The 16,143-nt window shown below is 58.8% G+C and carries 17 protein-coding genes and 3 pseudogenes; 9 read left to right on the top strand and 11 right to left on the bottom strand.

The features are described 5' to 3' along the window. Positions 1 to 314 precede the first annotated feature (314 nt). A pseudogene (locus tag ACI77I_RS27005) lies at positions 315 to 1,181 on the bottom strand (efflux RND transporter periplasmic adaptor subunit); the annotation flags it as partial. A 98-nt stretch (positions 1,182 to 1,279) separates the two neighbouring features. On the opposite strand from ACI77I_RS27005, the pseudogene ACI77I_RS27000 reads away from it, so the two are divergent. From ACI77I_RS27000 to ACI77I_RS26985, 4 genes and pseudogenes are all read left to right on the top strand, one after another. Further along, a pseudogene (locus tag ACI77I_RS27000) lies at positions 1,280 to 1,495 on the top strand (MFS transporter); the annotation flags it as partial. Positions 1,496 to 1,632: 137 nt separating this feature from the next. Further along, the gene (locus tag ACI77I_RS26995) at positions 1,633 to 2,499 is read left to right on the top strand and encodes a pirin family protein (protein WP_406999264.1); all 867 of its coding nucleotides are present in this window, start codon (positions 1,633 to 1,635) and stop codon (positions 2,497 to 2,499) included. Between the two features lie 155 nt (positions 2,500 to 2,654). Next, a complete protein-coding gene (locus tag ACI77I_RS26990) occupies positions 2,655 to 4,100 on the top strand; it encodes a mechanosensitive ion channel domain-containing protein (protein WP_406999262.1) in 1,446 nt (481 codons plus the stop codon). A 41-nt stretch (positions 4,101 to 4,141) separates the two neighbouring features. Next, positions 4,142 to 4,282 (top strand): annotated as a pseudogene (locus ACI77I_RS26985) (thioredoxin reductase); the annotation flags it as partial. On the opposite strand, the gene ACI77I_RS26980 reads toward ACI77I_RS26985, so the two are convergent. Then, complete coding sequence (locus ACI77I_RS26980; RefSeq protein ID WP_242155610.1) at positions 4,272 to 4,970, bottom strand: SDR family oxidoreductase; 699 nt, start codon at positions 4,968 to 4,970, stop codon at positions 4,272 to 4,274. The pseudogene ACI77I_RS26985 and the gene ACI77I_RS26980 overlap by 11 nt on opposite strands. A 105-nt stretch (positions 4,971 to 5,075) precedes the next feature. Between ACI77I_RS26980 and ACI77I_RS26975 the strand changes: the two genes are divergently transcribed. Further along, positions 5,076 to 5,504: a helix-turn-helix domain-containing protein gene (locus tag ACI77I_RS26975; RefSeq protein WP_242155612.1), complete on the top strand. Its 429-nt coding sequence runs from the start codon at positions 5,076 to 5,078 to the stop codon at positions 5,502 to 5,504. On the opposite strand, the gene ACI77I_RS26970 is transcribed toward ACI77I_RS26975, so the two are convergent. Beyond that, on the bottom strand, positions 5,501 to 6,088 hold the full coding sequence (locus ACI77I_RS26970) for a TetR/AcrR family transcriptional regulator (RefSeq protein WP_242155614.1): 588 nt from the start codon (positions 6,086 to 6,088) through the stop codon (positions 5,501 to 5,503). The genes ACI77I_RS26975 and ACI77I_RS26970 overlap by 4 nt on opposite strands. A gap of 205 nt (positions 6,089 to 6,293) precedes the next feature. Between ACI77I_RS26970 and ACI77I_RS26965 the strand changes: the two genes are divergently transcribed. Continuing rightward, a complete protein-coding gene (locus ACI77I_RS26965) occupies positions 6,294 to 6,881 on the top strand; it encodes a LysE family translocator (RefSeq protein ID WP_242155617.1) in 588 nt (195 codons plus the stop codon). Here the strand turns inward: ACI77I_RS26965 and ACI77I_RS26960 are convergent. The 7 genes from ACI77I_RS26960 to ACI77I_RS26930 form a co-directional block, all read right to left on the bottom strand. Continuing rightward, positions 6,823 to 7,716 carry an AraC family transcriptional regulator gene (locus ACI77I_RS26960; protein ID WP_242155619.1) on the bottom strand — a complete coding sequence of 298 codons (894 nt, stop codon included), beginning with the start codon at positions 7,714 to 7,716 and terminating at the stop codon, positions 6,823 to 6,825. The two genes, ACI77I_RS26965 and ACI77I_RS26960, sit on opposite strands and share 59 nt — an antisense overlap. A 74-nt stretch (positions 7,717 to 7,790) precedes the next feature. Next, complete coding sequence (locus ACI77I_RS26955; RefSeq protein WP_406999259.1) at positions 7,791 to 8,216, bottom strand: GNAT family N-acetyltransferase; 426 nt, start codon at positions 8,214 to 8,216, stop codon at positions 7,791 to 7,793. A 70-nt stretch (positions 8,217 to 8,286) separates the two neighbouring features. Further along, entirely contained in the window at positions 8,287 to 8,673 is a 387-nt protein-coding gene (locus tag ACI77I_RS26950) for a hypothetical protein (protein ID WP_406999257.1), read from the bottom strand. A gap of 322 nt (positions 8,674 to 8,995) precedes the next feature. Then, positions 8,996 to 9,487 (bottom strand): GNAT family N-acetyltransferase, encoded by a 492-nt coding sequence (locus ACI77I_RS26945; RefSeq protein WP_406999255.1) that lies wholly within the window; start codon positions 9,485 to 9,487, stop codon positions 8,996 to 8,998. A gap of 241 nt (positions 9,488 to 9,728) precedes the next feature. Further along, positions 9,729 to 10,022 carry a fructose-bisphosphate aldolase gene (locus ACI77I_RS26940; RefSeq protein ID WP_406999253.1) on the bottom strand — a complete coding sequence of 98 codons (294 nt, stop codon included), beginning with the start codon at positions 10,020 to 10,022 and terminating at the stop codon, positions 9,729 to 9,731. A gap of 612 nt (positions 10,023 to 10,634) precedes the next feature. Continuing rightward, a complete protein-coding gene (locus tag ACI77I_RS26935) occupies positions 10,635 to 11,450 on the bottom strand; it encodes a hypothetical protein (RefSeq protein ID WP_406999251.1) in 816 nt (271 codons plus the stop codon). Between the two features lie 69 nt (positions 11,451 to 11,519). Next, positions 11,520 to 11,942 (bottom strand): hypothetical protein, encoded by a 423-nt coding sequence (locus ACI77I_RS26930; RefSeq protein WP_406999249.1) that lies wholly within the window; start codon positions 11,940 to 11,942, stop codon positions 11,520 to 11,522. Between the two features lie 705 nt (positions 11,943 to 12,647). Between ACI77I_RS26930 and ACI77I_RS26925 the strand changes: the two genes are divergently transcribed. Both ACI77I_RS26925 and ACI77I_RS26920 read left to right on the top strand, forming a co-directional pair. Beyond that, a complete protein-coding gene (locus ACI77I_RS26925; RefSeq protein WP_317146974.1) occupies positions 12,648 to 12,860 on the top strand; it encodes a hypothetical protein in 213 nt (70 codons plus the stop codon). After that, a complete protein-coding gene (locus ACI77I_RS26920) occupies positions 12,857 to 13,240 on the top strand; it encodes a hypothetical protein (protein WP_317146973.1) in 384 nt (127 codons plus the stop codon). The genes ACI77I_RS26925 and ACI77I_RS26920 overlap by 4 nt, the downstream gene beginning before the upstream one ends. Before the next feature lie 305 nt (positions 13,241 to 13,545). Here the strand turns inward: ACI77I_RS26920 and ACI77I_RS26915 are convergent, their stop codons facing one another. Beyond that, complete coding sequence (locus tag ACI77I_RS26915) at positions 13,546 to 14,961, bottom strand: cytosine permease (RefSeq protein ID WP_263274915.1); 1,416 nt, start codon at positions 14,959 to 14,961, stop codon at positions 13,546 to 13,548. Positions 14,962 to 15,211: 250 nt separating this feature from the next. Here ACI77I_RS26915 and ACI77I_RS26910 point away from each other — a divergent pair, with 250 nt between their 5' ends. Beyond that, complete coding sequence (locus ACI77I_RS26910) at positions 15,212 to 16,123, top strand: LysR substrate-binding domain-containing protein (protein ID WP_263274916.1); 912 nt, start codon at positions 15,212 to 15,214, stop codon at positions 16,121 to 16,123. Positions 16,124 to 16,143 lie beyond the last annotated feature (20 nt).

The raw sequence follows: 16,143 nt of genomic DNA, 5'->3' as shown, positions 1-16,143 counted from the left end.
TTTCAACGTCCGGCGCTTTGGCATCCATGGGCGTCAGGGCCAGCCGGCCAATGGCCGGGTTCAAACGACAGCCCCTTGAACAGGGGTTTCAACACCAAAAACCATCTGCAATCCCTCGCACTGTGTGATCAGGCGAAGGACTTTGCAGAGGTTTTCAGGCGGTATCTGTAGAGCTTATCCGGTAGTTACGTGGGATGTTTCAGTAGTCTGTGTCCTCTCCCGGCCATGCACCAAACTGCACAGCACCGGCAGGAGCAACAGCGTCAACACCGCACCCGCCAGCCCCCCGCCTAGTTGTGCGGCAGGTGAGCACCGAGGGCGACGATGGGCACGCGGGTTTGTGGCGTCTGGCCGTTGCCTTGCAGGCGCACGGTGATGGTCGAGCCGAGGGCGAAACGGGTGACGGCGCCGTGCAACACGTAGCGCGCGCGGTAGGTGCGGGTGGCCGAGTCGGCGCTGGCGGACAGCTCGCGCAGGGTGGCGGTCACGGCCTGCTCGGGCGCGCCGGAGGGGAACGCCAGGGCTTTTTGCGAGGCATGGTCGCGCTGGTTTTCCGGTAGGTTGACGATGGCTTCGCGGGCGCCGTCATGGGCCAGGCGCGCGACGATTTGCCCTTCGGCGACGACCTGGCCGCGATCCACGCGCACGTCGGTGATGATGCCGTCGCCACCGGCCTTGAGCACCGAGTAGGTGCGGCGGTTTTCGATCTGGCTGGCGTCGGATTGTGCTGAAGCCAGCTCGGCTTCGGCCACGCGCAGGTTGTTCGCCGACTGATCGAAAACCTGCCGCGACACCGCGCCCGTGCTGGCCAGGTGCTGGTAGCGGTTTTCATCATCACGGCGCTGGCGCAATTGTGCCTGGGCTGCGTTTACGCGGTTCTTGGCCAGTTCGACGTCGCCGATGTCCAGCACCAGCAGGGTGTCGCCTCGGGACACGTGCTGGCCGGGGTCGACCTTGCGTTCGATGACCTTGCCACTGACCTGAAAGCCCACGTCACTTTCCGTACGCGCAGCCACCACGCCGGTATAGGTGCTTTGCGGGGTGCCGACCGCTTCAACTTGCGCGACGAGCGCTGGGCGGGGCAGCGGCACGTCGGCGGCGCTGTCGGCCTCGCTGTTGCAGCCGCTGAGGACGACCAACATGACCAGGAGCGTGAGAATACGCAGGGGAAGAGGGTTCATGACGGGCTCCGGGGGTAATCAGCTGTAAAAATTACGGTCGTAATTTTTTGCTCATATTATGGCTGAAATATAAATTTATCCAGCCCCGGATATTCCCCGTGGCAAACGCCCCAGCCCCCCCGCGAAGCCTGTTGCTTTTACGGGTGGCCCTTAGCGTGTTGGGTGAAGTGTCGGCCCAATTGATCAACCCGGGCCTGGGCGCCATCGAGCAGGCGCTGATGGCACTGTCGGCGTTTGTCGCCGCATTTGGCCTGGGGCAGTTGCTGTTCGGGCCGCTGTCGGACCGTATCGGCCGCCGCCCGGTATTGATCGGCGTGTTTATCAACCTGCTGGGGTTCAGCAGCCTTGAATACTGCAGAACTGTCCTATACGTAGAACGATCAAGGCCGATTTTGCCGTCTAGTACTCAACGGCCAGCGGACTTAGGGTGTACGCAACTTGGAGGTACACCATGAAAAAAATCATCGGCATCTACACCAGCCCCCGCGCCCATTGGGTCGGCGACGGCTTTCCGGTGCGCACACTGTTTTCCTACGACGCGATGGGCAAGCACATCAGCCCATTCCTGTTGCTGGACCACGCCGGCCCGGTCGATTTCACACCGACCGAACAACGTCGCGGCGTAGGCCAACACCCACATCGCGGCTTTGAAACTGTGACCATCGTGTATGACGGCGAAGTCGAGCACCGTGACTCCACCGGCGCCGGTGGCACGATCGGCCCCGGCGATGTGCAATGGATGACGGCCGCCAAAGGCATCCTTCACGAAGAGTTCCATTCCCAAGCCTTTGCCCGCAGCGGCGGGGCGATGGAGATGGTGCAACTGTGGGTCAACCTGCCGGCCAAGGACAAAATGGCCGACGCCGGTTACCAGACTATCGTCGATGGCGATATTCCGGTGCTGCCGCTGGCGGACGACGCCGGGCAGTTGCGCCTGATCGCCGGTGAATTCGCCGGTACCCAGGGACCGGCGCGCACCTTCACGCCGATTGACGTGTGGGACTTGCGTCTTAACGCCGGTAAAGCGGTCACGCTGGACCTGCACGCCGGGCGCAATACCGCGCTGGTGATCCTGCGCGGCACGGTGCTGGTCAATGGCGAGGAAGTCGCGCGCCAAGGGCAACTGGCATTGTTTGAACGGGATGGCGAGCACATTACGTTGGAAGCCAACGACGACGCCAAGGTGCTGCTGCTCAGCGGTGAACCGATCGATGAGCCCATCGTCGGCCACGGCCCGTTTGTGATGAACACCGAGCAGGAAATTCATCAGGCATTTGCTGACTTCCAATCCGGTCGTTTCGGACAAATGCAGGCTTAACGGTCAAGTGCCAACCCCTGTGGGAGCGGGCTTGTTGTGGCAAGCCCGCTCGCCACAACAAGCCCGCTTGCCACAAGGGTTTTTACCCGCACATTTTGTTTTCCAGCGTTCTCAAATCATGCGATCTTCAGCGCATTCGCCTTGGAGTCGCCCGGATGCCCTCATTTATCGCTGATCACCCGATGTTGTGCGCCGTGGCGCTGATCTTTATCGACATCGCCGTGTGGCGCCTTATTTCCGTCAACCTCGCCAACTGGAAACTCGCCGCACGCCTGGCGATCTTTGCCGTGTACAGCGCCGTGCTGTTCAACGACGGCATGAACCCCATGCAACTTGCACCCTATGCCGACAACACCGCGTTGCACCTGGCCGCTACCGCCTTGCAGATCGGCTGGTGGCTGTTCGCCGCGCGCACCCTCACGGTATTGCTCGGCGCGGTGATGATGCAACGGGTCGGGCATGGCGGGCGGTTGCTGCAGGACCTGATGGGCGCGGTGATATTCCTGATCGCGATCATCGCCGCCATGGCCTACGTGCTCGACCTGCCGGTCAAGGGCGTGCTCGCCACCTCCGGGGCGGTGGCGATCATCGTCGGCCTGGCGCTGCAAAGCACCCTGAGCGACGTATTTTCCGGGATCGTGCTCAACACCACCAAGCCGTACCAGCTGGATGACTGGATCTCCATCGACGGCACCGAAGGCCGCGTCACCGATATCGACTGGCGCGCCACACGCCTGCAAACCTCCCAGGGCAGCATGGCGGTGATCCCCAACTCCCTGGCCGCCAAGGCCAAAATCATCAATTTCTCGCGCCCGGCGGACATGTTCGGCCTGGCGGTCAGCCTGCAAGTCAGCCCGCATGCGCGGCCGCAAACCGTGATCGAGGCGCTGGAGCGCGCGATGCAAGGTTGCCGGCCGCTACTGGCCAAACCCGCGCCGAGCGTAGCGTTCAAGACCTCTGCCAGTGGCGGCGTGGAGTATGAAATCAGCGGCTTTGTGCCGGCCATGGGCGTCAAGCGCGAAGTGCGCAACCAGCTTTACGATTTGGCTTTCCGCCACCTGCAAGCGGCGGGCGTGGGCTTGCTGTCCGCCACCGAAAGCAGCGCGCCGGCGGTGCTGTCCGGTGCACGCGCATTGCTGGAGCGCTCGTCGATTTTCTCCACCCTGCGCCAGGAAGAGAAAGACACCTTCAGCCAGAACATGGTCCTGCACACCTACCGCGCCGGCGAGATGATCCTGCCGGCGGGCGAGGTCAGCGATCATTTGTTTATCGTCGAATCCGGTGTGGTCTCGGTGATGTTGATCAAGGCCGGCCACAAGTTCGAAGCCGGACGCATGGGGCCGGGCGAGGTGATTGGAGAGGCGGGGATTTTGTCCGATCAGGCGGCGCTGGCGGATTTTTCCGCCAAGACCTTCTGCACCCTGTACCGCATCGAGAAGGAATACCTGAAACCCTGCCTGGATGCGCGCCACGACATCAGCGAAGCGATGAAGGCGCTGCTGGATTTCCGTCTACACACGGCGCAGGCCCTGACCCAGGACGCGCCGGTCGTGCCGGTGAAAAAAGGCTTCCTGCAATGGTTGCGCAGTCGCGGGCTGTAGCGCCGATCAAGGCGCCATGGCGATGCGGTAGCGCTCTGCACACCAACGGCATGCGCCAGACTTCGGTGGCCGGCGTGTTTGCCTGTGGCGACACCTCACTGGCCGCCGGCTCCGTAGCGCTGGCGGTGGGCGAGGGCGTGCGCGCCGGGGTCGGCGCGCACTTTTCGTTGATCAGTGGTTGAGGTAGGCCGGGCTTTGCGTGGACAGCGAGGCTTTCACGGCATGGGTCATGTCGGTGATCAACGCTTCTTCGCGGTCTTCGCTCAGGGCTTGCAGGGTGATCGCGACCACTTCCTGGGGCGTGCTTTTCGGCACTTGGATATCCGCCACCATGTCGGTGTCGATGTAGGCCGGGTGCACGCCGATCACCAGGGTGTTCTGCTCGCGCAGTTCGCCGCGCAGGCCGTTGGTCAGGCCCCACTGGGCGGATTTGGAGGTGCTGTAGCCACCGGAGCCGGGCGGGCTCAGCCAGCTCAGAATCGAGAGGATGTTGATCAGCGCGCCGCCGCCTTGCTTGGCCAGGATCGGCGCGAAGGCACGGCTTAGGCGCAAGGTGCCGAAGGTGTTGACTTCAAAGTGCTGCTGCAGGTTTTCGACACTGTCTTCGGCGAGTAACGAGCCGTACTTCAAAAAGCCCGCGTTATTGATCAACACACTGACGTCGGTGCACTGCTCGGCGGCGCGCTGCACGCTGGCCGGGTCGGTGATGTCCAGGGCAATCGGCGTGCTACCGGGGATGTTGACGCTGGCCGGGTCCCGCGCAGCGGCGTAGACCTTGGCCGCACCGGCTTCCAACAGCGCCGTGACGAACGCTTTGCCGAGGCCACGGTTGGCGCCGGTAACCAAAACCACTTTTCCACGAATATCCATGATCAGCTCCAGGCAACAAATTAGGTTTAATAATGAAACCGTTTTTATCTTGGGCTCGTTGGTCCTATAATGCAACCAAATATTTCTGATGACGCGAGGCCGACGATGAAACGCAAATGCCTGGAAGGCGACGATTGCCCGGTCGCCCGTGCGCTGGATGTGGTGGGGGATTGGTGGACGCTGCTGATCATCCGCGACGCGTTTGCCGGGGTGACGCGCTTCGGCGACTTCCAAAAAAGCTTGGGCGTGGCGAAAAACATTCTCGCCACACGCCTCAAGGACATGGTCGAGCAAGGCCTGCTGCACACCCGCGAAGTCGGCGCGCGCAGTGAGTATCAGCTGACCGACAAAGGCCGCGCGCTGATGCCGGTGCTGGTGACCTTGGCGCAATGGGGCGAGACGCACACCGAGCCTGAGCAGGTCGGTGCGCGTATAGTGGATGCGCGCTCGCTCAAGCCGCTGCGCAAGGTCCAGATCGTGTCCGAGGACGGTCGCGTGCTGGGCCTGGAAGATATCGTCACGCAGGTGGGTTAGGCGGGTTTGCCATCCAGCAACTGCTGAAACAACGGCGTCAGTAAGTCGATCAATACCTGCGGGTCCGCCTTGGCCAGCGCCGACACTTCCAGCATCTGGCGCATCACCTGAAAGCCTGACACCAACGCCATCACCAGCGCTGCGCGCTCTTGGTGATGCGCGCCCTCGAGCGCAGCGGCCAGGGCCGCCGAGTGGCCTTTTTCGAGTTGTTCGCGGCCGATCACGGCGGCGCGCTTGCTCAATGCCGACTGCAGCATGATCAGGAAGCCGTCCAGCGGCGTGCTGCCGGCTTCAGTAATGCTGACCAGCGCAGTGGCGATGCTGCGCCCAAGGTTTTCCACGCCGAGGTGGTCGGGCGTCAGGGCGATGGGGCTGGCCAATGCCTCGGCGATCACCTCGGCAAACAGCTGCTCCTTGGAGGTGAAGTAGCGGTTGACCAGCATCACGGTCAACCCCGCGCCGGCGGCGATTTCACCCAGCCCCGTGCGGTCGTAGCCCGAGTGGGCAAAGGCCTTGCGCGCGGACAACACAATGGCGTCGCGGGTGACGGCGGCATCGCGCCGGCGAGGAATCGGGTTGGGCATTGGCGTCCTGATGTGGCGGGTAATGGTGGGCGCGCAACCGGCGCGCGTCGACAGGGTACAGGGTCTGTTTGCTGTCGAGGAAGCCCAACAGCGGCGCATTGAACAACGCCGGGTCTTGGGCTCAGGGTGATTTTGTTCAATACCACGCCCGTTCAGCCCTTTATCGTGAGGCCATCGTTGTTTGGCATCACAAAAAGGAACCGCAATGAGCTTGATCATTTCCATGGCTGCCTTCGCCCTGGCCACCTCCATCACGCCGGGACCGGTGAATGTGGTCGCACTCAGCTCCGGCGCGCGCTTCGGCTTTGCCGCCAGCCAGAAACACGTGTTCGGCGCCGCCGTCGGCTTCACCTTGTTGTTGGTGCTGATCGGCCTGGGCCTGCATGAAGTACTGGTGCGTTGGCCGATCCTGACCCAGTTGATCCAGTGGGGCGGCGTCGCGTTTTTACTGTACATGGCCTGGAAACTGGCGGTGGACGACGGCCGCCTCGACGCCGAGGGCACCGCCACCGCGCCGTCGATGCTCTACGGCGCAATCATGCAATGGCTCAACCCCAAAGCCTGGTTGGCTTGCGTGGCAGGGATGGGCTTGTTTGTAGCGGATGGCGATGCGCGCCAAGTGTGGCTGTTCGCCGCGCTCTACCTGGTGATTTGCTACCTGTCGGTGGCGTGCTGGGCCTACGCCGGGACCTTCTTGCGCCGCTACCTGAGCAACCCGCAAGGCGTACGCCTGTTCAACCGCTCAATGGCCGCGTTGCTGGTGGCCAGTGTGGGTTATTTGCTGATGGCTTGAGCAAGTCGCGGTACTGCCCGGGCGTGGCGGCAAAATGTTGTTTGAACGCCCGTTGAAAATGCGCCTGGTCGGCAAAGCCCGCGGCCAGGGCCACATCGGCGATCAGCTCGCCGTTGCGCAATTGGGTGCGGGCAAACTGGATGCGCCGGTTCACCACAAAGGCATGCGGCGTGAGCCCGTAATACTGCTTGAACGCGCGGATCAGGTACGACGGCGACAGCTCGGCCGCTAGGCAAATCTGCTCCAGCTTCAACGCCTCGGTGCAGTGTTCACGGATGTACTCGGCGGCGCGCTCCAGCTTATGGTTGACCTCGCGCACTGGCGTCAGTGAAGGGTTCAGACGCTGCTGCACCTCGGTGAAATAACTCACCAGCGCGCTCTGCTTTTGCAGCAGTTCGGCCTGCTCATCCAACAAAATCCCGTACAGCTCTATCAAACCGTTGTACAGCAGCGTGTCGCGGGTGTGTGGCGTGTTGAACGGCCGATAACCCTGCTCAGTACTGAAACCCAGCTGGTATTGCAGGTCGGTCAGCCAAGGCGTGTCCAGGTACAGCATGTGATACGACCAGTGCTGGTCGTGGATCGGGTTGCACGCATGCACATCGCCGGGGTTCATCAACACCACCGTGCCCGCACTGATCTCAAACGTCTGCGCGCCATAGTGGTAATAACTGCGCCCAGTGGTGATCGCGCCGATGGAGAAATGCTCGTGAGCGTGGCGGGTGTACGTCACCTTGCGCCCGTCGGCAATGGTCCGCGCCTCGATGAACGGCAAACGCTCGTCACGCCAGAAGCGCGGCGCGTGCGCGGGGTGAACGGGGGTGTTCAGCGACATGGCGCAGGCTCCATCCCTAGAAGAACGAGCAGGGATCATTACACAGCCTAGGGCTGAATCGCCATCGCCGTTGATCAAAGCGCTTTAGACAAAAACACCCGGCTGCTGCCCGCAGGTTCACAGGGTATTTCGCCAAACCGCACCCAACCGTGTTTCTCATAAAACCCCGGCGCCTGGAAGCTGATCGTGTACAACACTGCATTCAGACAACCCCGGCGCCGCGCTTCGTCTTCGAAGGCTTGCAGCAATTGGCTACCCACGCCCGAACCGCGCAGGGCATCGGGCAGGTGGAACAGGTCGAGAAAGGCCATGCCCAGCGTGGTTTTGCCGGTGATGCCGCCGAGGACCTGCTGCGTATCGGGGTCTTTGATCAGTACCATCAGTGGCAGGCGATCATTGGCGCCGGTAATCGCTTCATTGAATGCGGCGAGGCCGCTGCCGAGGATGCGTTCGGCGTCGGGGTTGGGTTGGTCGCTGACTTCAATGAAGGGTGCGCTCATGATTGCCTCTCAATAGGTGCGTGTTAGGCGGTATGCAGCACGTTCGTGATGCTCCATACCACCGGTTGCTTCACGCCTGCTGCCATCCACCCATGTCGTCGGCCTTGATTTCGAAATCTATCGCCTCGCGGTAAGGATCGCCAAGCGCGCTGTATCGGCCATTACCGGCGGCCTGGGTGGGCTGCCAGGCTTGTGTAGCGGGGTCGAATACTTCGGCATCATCGCCGGCGGTGTGATCAAGGGCGTTAAACATCGGGTTGTCGTTATCAATCCTGTGTTGTGCAGGCTGGCCGGGCATCGGGTGGCCATTCACAGGCAGTTGCCCCGAGCCTCGCAGGGCATCATCTCCAGCTGATTGATCAAGGGGATTAGCCCTTGGTTTAGCGCTATCGATCCTACTGGTTTCAGGCGCCTGGTACATCGACAGGGACGGGTTAAAAACACTGATTGAAGACATAGGCATACCTCTTTAATGGGCAATAAAGGCAACCTGCCGGACTCCTGTCTGGCGGGTTGCGTTGCAGGCTAGCTAGCCTTTAAGAGACCTTCAATGCAGTGATTTTTGGCGGATGTAACGGCTTAAAACCGCTACCGCGCTTACCCACAAACTGAGCTGTTTGGCTGTAGGCCTCGTCCTGATAATTACGCGTAATGTCAGGTTTGGCGTCAGATTTCGGCAACGCGGCTAAGGTTTTCGTTTGTTGAAATACATTAGCCGGTTGTGAGCGGCTTTCCCGTCAGACGTCTCGATACAAAAACGCGACCAGCACCGCGACGGCTTAGAGCCCCATCACCATCTCATGCCACGCCATCCCGCCATGCTCCGAAGGCGAAGGCTGCACATAGCTGTACCCCATGCGGCGGTACAACGGCACATGCTGCTCCCTGCACATCAAATGAATCGTCTGCTTGCCCAGCGTCCGCATGCGCTGCACAAACTCGGTCATCAACGCCGTGGAATACCCCTTGCCCTGATGCGCCGGGTCGACCACCACCGACATAATCACCACATTCGGCGCTTCGGCCGAATGCCCCACCAACTCCTTGAACGCCTCATCCGACATCACCACCTGATGCGCGCAACCACAATTGATGAAACCCACCACCGCGCCATCCGCCTCCAGGATCAGAAAACCCTGCGGGTACTGCGCAATACGCGTGGCGATCTTCTCCAGCGTCGCGGCTTCATCGCCTTCATAGGCGCTGATTTCAATCTCAAAACAACGGGCGGCGTCGGCGGGCAGGGCGTTGCGGAAGGCGAGGGCGGGCATGGGCGTTTCCTGAGGCGTTAAGCGAAAGGCCACATCATAACGGCGCGCCAATACCACCGCCATCGCCGCCTCTCACGCTATGCAGGTGCCGAGCACCCATCAAACAGTGGGAGCTGTCGAGCCCCAGCGAGGCTGCGAAGGCGCCAGCACCAACACCCCAAGGCCCGATCAGCCGTCAATTCGCGGCGCCCCAAAAACTAGAAAACCCGCCAACGCGGGTTTTCTCACAGCTCACATCACATCAACTCACAGCCGGCACATCAAACCCCCGCCGCTCCATCACCGTAAACACATCCGCCACATCCTGGACCATGATCCGAGCGGTATTGGCGACCGTATTGATGTCGTGCTCGGCATAGTCGGACACATTGGAACAGGCCATCAGGTGCAGGTAGGCGAGGGCGGCGTTGAGACGCTCGCTGGCGCAGACGTGGAGCTCGCTGAGCGGGGCGTCGCTGTCGATGAGGAGGACAGGGTATTCGGTTGCGGTTTGGGACATGGGGGTGAAGCGGCGGGGCGGGTGTTGAGTAGTCATGGTGTAAATCCTCAAGAAAAAAGATTTACCACCGGCTCTGCTGCGAAACAGATTGGGTGGCAGCTGTGCGCGGGTTCGCAGACCGGACGATTTACACCAAAACCCGGCAGACCCGAAGGTCTCCCACGCACAACCGCCATAAAACATTCGGCAGCCGGGAGCCGGCTGGGGCATGTCTGACGGTATTGGTGTGAATCGTTTTAGGGCTGCGAAACCCTGTCGCTAGCCAATGCCAGCGACGGGCCGAACTATAAGGTGCCGTTGGCCAGGGTGCAACCGAGAGGATGTATCAAGCCCGACCTACCAACTTCCTCCCTCCCTCCCTCCTTCTATCGGGCGATTTTGGTTAGGCTCACAAATCTGCTCATCCATTTGCGTTGGGCCTGGTCAGTCGTTTACACCGGGGTTTACCAGCAAGATTGCGGACATGATTGGCAGAAAGGGAGCGATTGGTTCCTCGCGCAACGGGGCGAAAATAGCTGAGAACCGTCGAACGTGAACGGTAGCTAACGGCCATTAGCCGGCATTCACGAAAGACGGCTTTCGACCCAGAGTGTGTAAAAACGCTTCGTCATTGATCCGTGCAGCGACACATTGGTTGCTTTGGACTGGTCAGATCGTCGAAAGAGCAGTCGCTTTTTCTAAGACGGCTTGTAACATCTGCTCCGGTGATTGTTCCTTGTTGAAGAAGCTCGGGGACAATTTATCAGAGTCGTTTTCAGTCGATTGCCTGAGCAGGGCGAGCGGCCCCGATTGTCCTAACTGCTCTTGGTAAAGACTTTTTATACTGTCCCTAAAGCCATCAGGGTATGCCGCTTTCTCGACCCCTGGAAGATCATCGAAATAGTCCATGATGCCTTTGAAGATTTCACTGTTGTCACCGCCGTTCGTTATATTGGCGTACAACTTGGAAAAATATGTTTCATCCTGCTTACTAAGCTCCCCATAAGCGGCATATCGTTCTGCATCTGTATAGGTTCCTGAATCATCATAAACAATATTGCTTAGCCCGTTTCGGGCCATACCTTCAAATGGGTTTGGAAGTATTTCGGGGGGGAGTTTAGAAAGCCCAATTGCGTAATCTAGTGACTGCAGACCTAACGCCAAACGGGTGGGGTCATCTGTTTTGGGAAGTAGATCCTCATTGTTAAGATTCCCGCCAGCAATCCGCTGCCCGAAATTGTACATATCGCTCTGACCTTTTGCATATTGTCCTTTTAAATCCCTATTGGACATAGAGGCTTGTTTGTCATCAGCGTTACTTAATGCGTACAGTGCCCGTGCAGAATCGGAGATTGTGACGGTCTCGGTCGTCTTGAGGGCGGCATCCCCTGAAGGTAAATTTACAGGGTTGGACGAAGGAAGCTTCTCTTGTGTAGAAAGCTTTGCCTGTGTACTTGCTTGATACGATTTGATCGAAATATCCATGGTAATACTCCATGCGCTGAAAATAGCACGAGAACTATCTTCAGCTAGGGTGCCTATACAAATGTCGGATTATTTTATTTCAAATTCGACAGTGTAGTTATAGGGAGGCGCCGATTGAATTGCTGTGATATTGGCTTTGCAAGTAGCGTTATCTGAACCAGTGCTAGTGCCCATTTTAGTCCAGCTAGGGGCTTTAGTCGTTGGATTGACCTGGTGGCTTGCTGCAAAACGACATTTCTTATTACCTGAAGTATAGACGAATCGCATTCCTGAAACCGTATCCGCGACACTGGTCAGGGCAAATGTCGTCGTTGCAGAAGGCAGAATCGTACTTGGGGTCGGGGCTACACTCCCAGAAAAGTACTCGAAAGTGTACGCGGCTGGACCGGTCGTAGAGTTCTTCACCTTCACGGTGACGATTGTGCCTGCTTGGGCAGATGCAATCATAGAGGCGAATAAAGTTGCTGCCCCGAACAGTTTAGCGAATCTCATAAATATCCCTTTAATTTTGATAGTCACTATAACTATTGTACTTCCGCGTCGTCTTGTATAGAAAAAGCAGCAAAACTCAACCTTTATAGCGGCAGGTAACCAGAATTCTTTAAGCCAAGGGTTGCTGTTTTTAACACATCGGATGAGTAAAGATTTCACAACCTGCAGGAACTAAAACATATCCCGCCTGTAACCCTTCAATTTCAATAGCTTGCGCAGTGGTCCTGGTTGCCGCTACCGGTTATCACCATAGTCATAGTACATAGGTTGAGTTACTAATTTTCGCCATTTCCCGTCGGCACACTATTCTCGGCTCGTTTCGGTAGAAAGATGACCGCCTGTCTACGCGCAGAGGTTGCTGGCACGATTCAGCCAATGATTTCTATGTCTTCGGTCTCCCACCAGCGCTGACGTGCCTAAAACACTTTCCAATGTGTGATAGTGAGAAGAGGCCAGTCGGGTAGGCCAGCGGTCTGGACCCAAAGCTGACGGCGGCGAAAGGCAGAAATCGGCCAGAAGCCGCCATTGACCATCGCCCCCCCTCAACTCCCCTTAGCCTTACCTACGTTACTTTTAATCCGGCAACTAGGTCAGCAGACATGCAAGGATGACTTGACGCTAAAGAATGGCAATAGACGGCCGATAACCCAACAAAGGGGCTGGATGCTTACTAGCAAACTCATCACAACACCAAGAAGGGTGGACATGATTATTATCGTAATAGCTGCAATTATTGTAGCCGTGATTGTTTTCAAGCTATTACTTCCGCTTTTGGGGGAAATGATCGGCGTGGTAATTGGAGGCGTACTGTTAATTGGCGCAATTGCATTGTGCGTGGCTTTTCCGCCCATCATTATTCTCTTTCTCATCGTCGGCATTTTTATTGCATGCAATAAGAAATCGAAGGAAAAGCAATGAGCGTTACGACAGAGAAGGAATTAGCCGACGCAGTAAACCGCAATGAAGATACCATTATAATTGAAGGCGATCTTGCCAAAAAAACCGTTCGAATTAAGGCTACAGGAACGGTTGCGTGGGCTGTTGCGATTGGCTCTATCGGCATAGTCTTTTACGGAGTCATTGCTACACTCGGTACGGGGGGCGCCGCTACACCCGTTGCTGGCGTCGCGGCTGTTGCCGCATCCGGCGCAGCGCTTAGCGTTCTAGGGACCGCAGCAACCACGGCCGCTATATCTATGGCAGTTTCGGTGAGAAGCCTTAGCGTGCTGCGGAAACTAAGAGGCAATTATAAGATAGCCATTGACTCGGGAAATACAGTAACGCTTAAGCGGAACTAATTTGCTGCGGATTTTTCATGAGTTTTGCTTCCTCCCGAGTCGACGCTTTCTCCCTAAACTGCCTGCGACGACAGTCCGCTATGGGTCGATTGCTGCCTGTCATGAGGGGCAGCATTCGGCCAGAAGCAGTCCCTGTCCACCGTCCAATTCACACCCGCACCGCAGCCACTCACTGACGTTCGCATTTGGGCGAAAGCAAACGGTTCGCCCACGCTCAAAAACGAAAAAACCACCCATACCCCAGCCGTAAAGCCAAGATAGGGGTGGTTCTATCCATCACTGTTGAAACGCTTCAGGCAGTCGGCTTAAACCCCACTCACCAACTTCCCCCCCTCCATCCGACGTTTGTACGCACTGTCCCGACTCGCCAACCAGAAATACAACGGCGACGTCACCAGCAACCCCACCACCCAAGACAAATCCGCGCCATTAATGTGTTCGGAAATCGGCCCCACATACAGCGGCGTGTTCATAAACGGAATCTGCACCGCAATCCCCACTGCATACGCCAGCAGCGCCTGTGGGTTGTACTTGCCGTAGATGCCGCCATCCACCCGGAAGATCGAGGCAATGTCGTATTTGCCTTTGTGAATCGCGTAAAAGTCGATCAGGTTGATCGCCGTCCACGGCACCAGTACCACCAGCAGCACCAGTACCATGTCGACGAAGTGGCCGATGAAGTCTTTGGAGGCGAACACGGCTGCAATGGCGCAGGCGGCGAGTACGAGGATGGAGATTACCGCGCGGCTTTTGGCGGTGGGGATCCAGCGGTAGGCGAAGGTTTGCACCAGGGTGATGATTGACAGTACTGCGCCGTACAGGTTGAGGGCGTTGTGGCTGATTACGCTGAGCAAAAACAGCACCAGCATCAGCGGGCCGATGGCGCCGGTGGCGAGTTTGACGGCGTCCATGGTGTCCATGCCGACCGGGGTGGCGAGCACGGCGACGGCGCCGAAGATGAAGGCCAGGCTGGAACCGAGGACGGAGCCGAGGTAGGTGGTCCAGAAGGTGGAGGCGACGGGCACGTCGGCGGGCAGGTAGCGGGAGTAGTCCGACACGTAGGGCGCGAAGGCGATCTGCCACAGCGCGGCGAGGGACACGGTGGCCAGCACGCCTGCGATGTTGAAGCTGCCACGGGTGAGGAAGTCGGTGGTCTGCACGTGGGTGAAGATGTAGCCAAAACCCAGCACGATGCCGGCGCCGAGCACCCAGGTGCCGATGCGGTTGAGCACGTGGATGAAGCGGTAGCCGATGATGCCGATGATCCCGGAACCGATGGCGCCGATGACGATGCCGACCGGTACGGGCACGCTGTCGACCACGCCGTGCAGGGATTTACCCGCGAGTACGATGTTGGAGGCGAAGAAGCCGATGTACATCACGCCGGCGATGACCACCACCAGCAGGGCGCCGAGGGAGCCGAACTGGGCGCGACTCTGGATCATTTGCGGGATGCCCATTTGCGGGCCTTGGGCTGAGTGCAAGGCCATCAACACGCCGCCGACCAGGTGGCCGACGAGGATGGCGACGATGCCCCACAACAGGTTCAAGTGGAACAGTTGCACACCGAGCGCACCGGTGACGATCGGCAACGGCGCGATGTTGCCGCCGAACCACAGGGTGAACAGGTCTCTTACCTTTCCGTGGCGATCTTCCGGGGGCACGTATCCAATCGTGTGTTTTTCGATAAGCGGGGCGGAGGATGTTGCAGTGGTAACCATGACGAGCTCCAAGGCAAGGTGAGTACGTTGACGTACTTCGCTGTGCGGCGCGTGGGCGACGCTTTGTTGTTGGAGTGATCATCTGCAATGGGGGCGGGCAGGTAAATTAGTAAGTTTGTTGCTATAGACCTTAAAAAATATAGCTCACCGGTTTTTTTGCTCCGGTATGTTGCATGGACTTTAATCCGTGTGAAAAAGCCGATTTTCGCGCACTTGTTTGGGGCGAAGTCCCACGTTTTTGGAGGTCCCGATGGCTGCCTATAACCTGCGCCAACTCAAATATTTTGTGACCACGGCCGAGTGCGGCAGCGTCGCCGAGGCGTCGCGCAAGCTGTATATCGCGCAGCCGTCGGTTTCCACCGCGATCAAGCAGCTGGAAGACAGCTTTGGCGTGCAGTTGTTTATCCGCCATCACGCCCAGGGCGTTTCGCTCACACCCAGCGGGGCGCGGTTTTATCGCAAGGCGCTGGAGCTGTTGCGGGTGGCGCATGAGTTCGAGCAAAACGCCCTGGCCGACAATGACGTGGTGGCGGGGCAGATCGACATCGGCTGCTTTGAAACCGTGGCGCCGTTGTACTTGCCGCGCTTGATCGCCGGCTTCAAGGCGCGCTGGCCGGGGGTGGAGATCCGCATTCGTGATGGCGAGCAGCAAGAGCTGGTGCAAGCGCTGACGGCGGGCAGTATCGATGTGGCGATGCTGTTTGAGCATGACTTGGGCGGCACCATCGAGACCACGCCATTGATGCCGCCGCAGCAGCCGTATGCGCTGCTGCCGGCGGACCACCGCTTTGCGCAGCAGGCCAAGGTGTCGTTGGCGGACCTGGTGCTGGAGCCGATGATTCTGCTGGATGTGCTGCCGAGCCGGACGTACTTCGTGAGCATCTTTGAAGAGCGCGGGTTGACGCCGAATATCGTGTTCAGCTCGCCGTCGATTGAAATGGTGCGCGGCATGGTGGGGCGCGGGTTTGGGTTTTCGATTCTGGTGACCAAGCCGTTTACCGAGTACACCTATGATGGGCAGAAGGTGGTGTGTGTGCCGTTGGCTGAAACAGTGACGGGTTCCGGGTTGTCGGCGGTGTGGTTGCGGCGGGCGCCGCTGACCAAGCCAGTGCAGTTGTTTGTCGACTACTGCCGCGAAGAACTCGCACGGCTGCTGGGCTAAACCTGAAATGCTACCCAACA

This window comes from Pseudomonas sp. D47 (genome assembly GCF_045447305.1).
Lineage (GTDB): Bacteria > Pseudomonadota > Gammaproteobacteria > Pseudomonadales > Pseudomonadaceae > Aquipseudomonas.
Note: the sequence above shows the minus strand (reverse complement) of the source record. Positions and strands in the feature narration are given on the sequence as shown.

Coding starts and splice junctions, on each gene's coding strand:
- ACI77I_RS26995 (WP_406999264.1), top strand. CDS start 1,633: ATGAAAAAAATCATCGGCATCTACACCAGCCCCCGCGCCCATTGGGTC.
- ACI77I_RS26990 (WP_406999262.1), top strand. CDS start 2,655: ATGCCCTCATTTATCGCTGATCACCCGATGTTGTGCGCCGTGGCGCTG.
- ACI77I_RS26980 (WP_242155610.1), bottom strand. CDS start 4,970: ATGGATATTCGTGGAAAAGTGGTTTTGGTTACCGGCGCCAACCGTGGC.
- ACI77I_RS26975 (WP_242155612.1), top strand. CDS start 5,076: ATGAAACGCAAATGCCTGGAAGGCGACGATTGCCCGGTCGCCCGTGCG.
- ACI77I_RS26970 (WP_242155614.1), bottom strand. CDS start 6,088: ATGCCCAACCCGATTCCTCGCCGGCGCGATGCCGCCGTCACCCGCGAC.
- ACI77I_RS26965 (WP_242155617.1), top strand. CDS start 6,294: ATGAGCTTGATCATTTCCATGGCTGCCTTCGCCCTGGCCACCTCCATC.
- ACI77I_RS26960 (WP_242155619.1), bottom strand. CDS start 7,716: ATGTCGCTGAACACCCCCGTTCACCCCGCGCACGCGCCGCGCTTCTGG.
- ACI77I_RS26955 (WP_406999259.1), bottom strand. CDS start 8,216: ATGAGCGCACCCTTCATTGAAGTCAGCGACCAACCCAACCCCGACGCC.
- ACI77I_RS26950 (WP_406999257.1), bottom strand. CDS start 8,673: ATGTCTTCAATCAGTGTTTTTAACCCGTCCCTGTCGATGTACCAGGCG.
- ACI77I_RS26945 (WP_406999255.1), bottom strand. CDS start 9,487: ATGCCCGCCCTCGCCTTCCGCAACGCCCTGCCCGCCGACGCCGCCCGT.
- ACI77I_RS26940 (WP_406999253.1), bottom strand. CDS start 10,022: ATGACTACTCAACACCCGCCCCGCCGCTTCACCCCCATGTCCCAAACC.
- ACI77I_RS26935 (WP_406999251.1), bottom strand. CDS start 11,450: ATGGATATTTCGATCAAATCGTATCAAGCAAGTACACAGGCAAAGCTT.
- ACI77I_RS26930 (WP_406999249.1), bottom strand. CDS start 11,942: ATGAGATTCGCTAAACTGTTCGGGGCAGCAACTTTATTCGCCTCTATG.
- ACI77I_RS26925 (WP_317146974.1), top strand. CDS start 12,648: ATGATTATTATCGTAATAGCTGCAATTATTGTAGCCGTGATTGTTTTC.
- ACI77I_RS26920 (WP_317146973.1), top strand. CDS start 12,857: ATGAGCGTTACGACAGAGAAGGAATTAGCCGACGCAGTAAACCGCAAT.
- ACI77I_RS26915 (WP_263274915.1), bottom strand. CDS start 14,961: ATGGTTACCACTGCAACATCCTCCGCCCCGCTTATCGAAAAACACACG.
- ACI77I_RS26910 (WP_263274916.1), top strand. CDS start 15,212: ATGGCTGCCTATAACCTGCGCCAACTCAAATATTTTGTGACCACGGCC.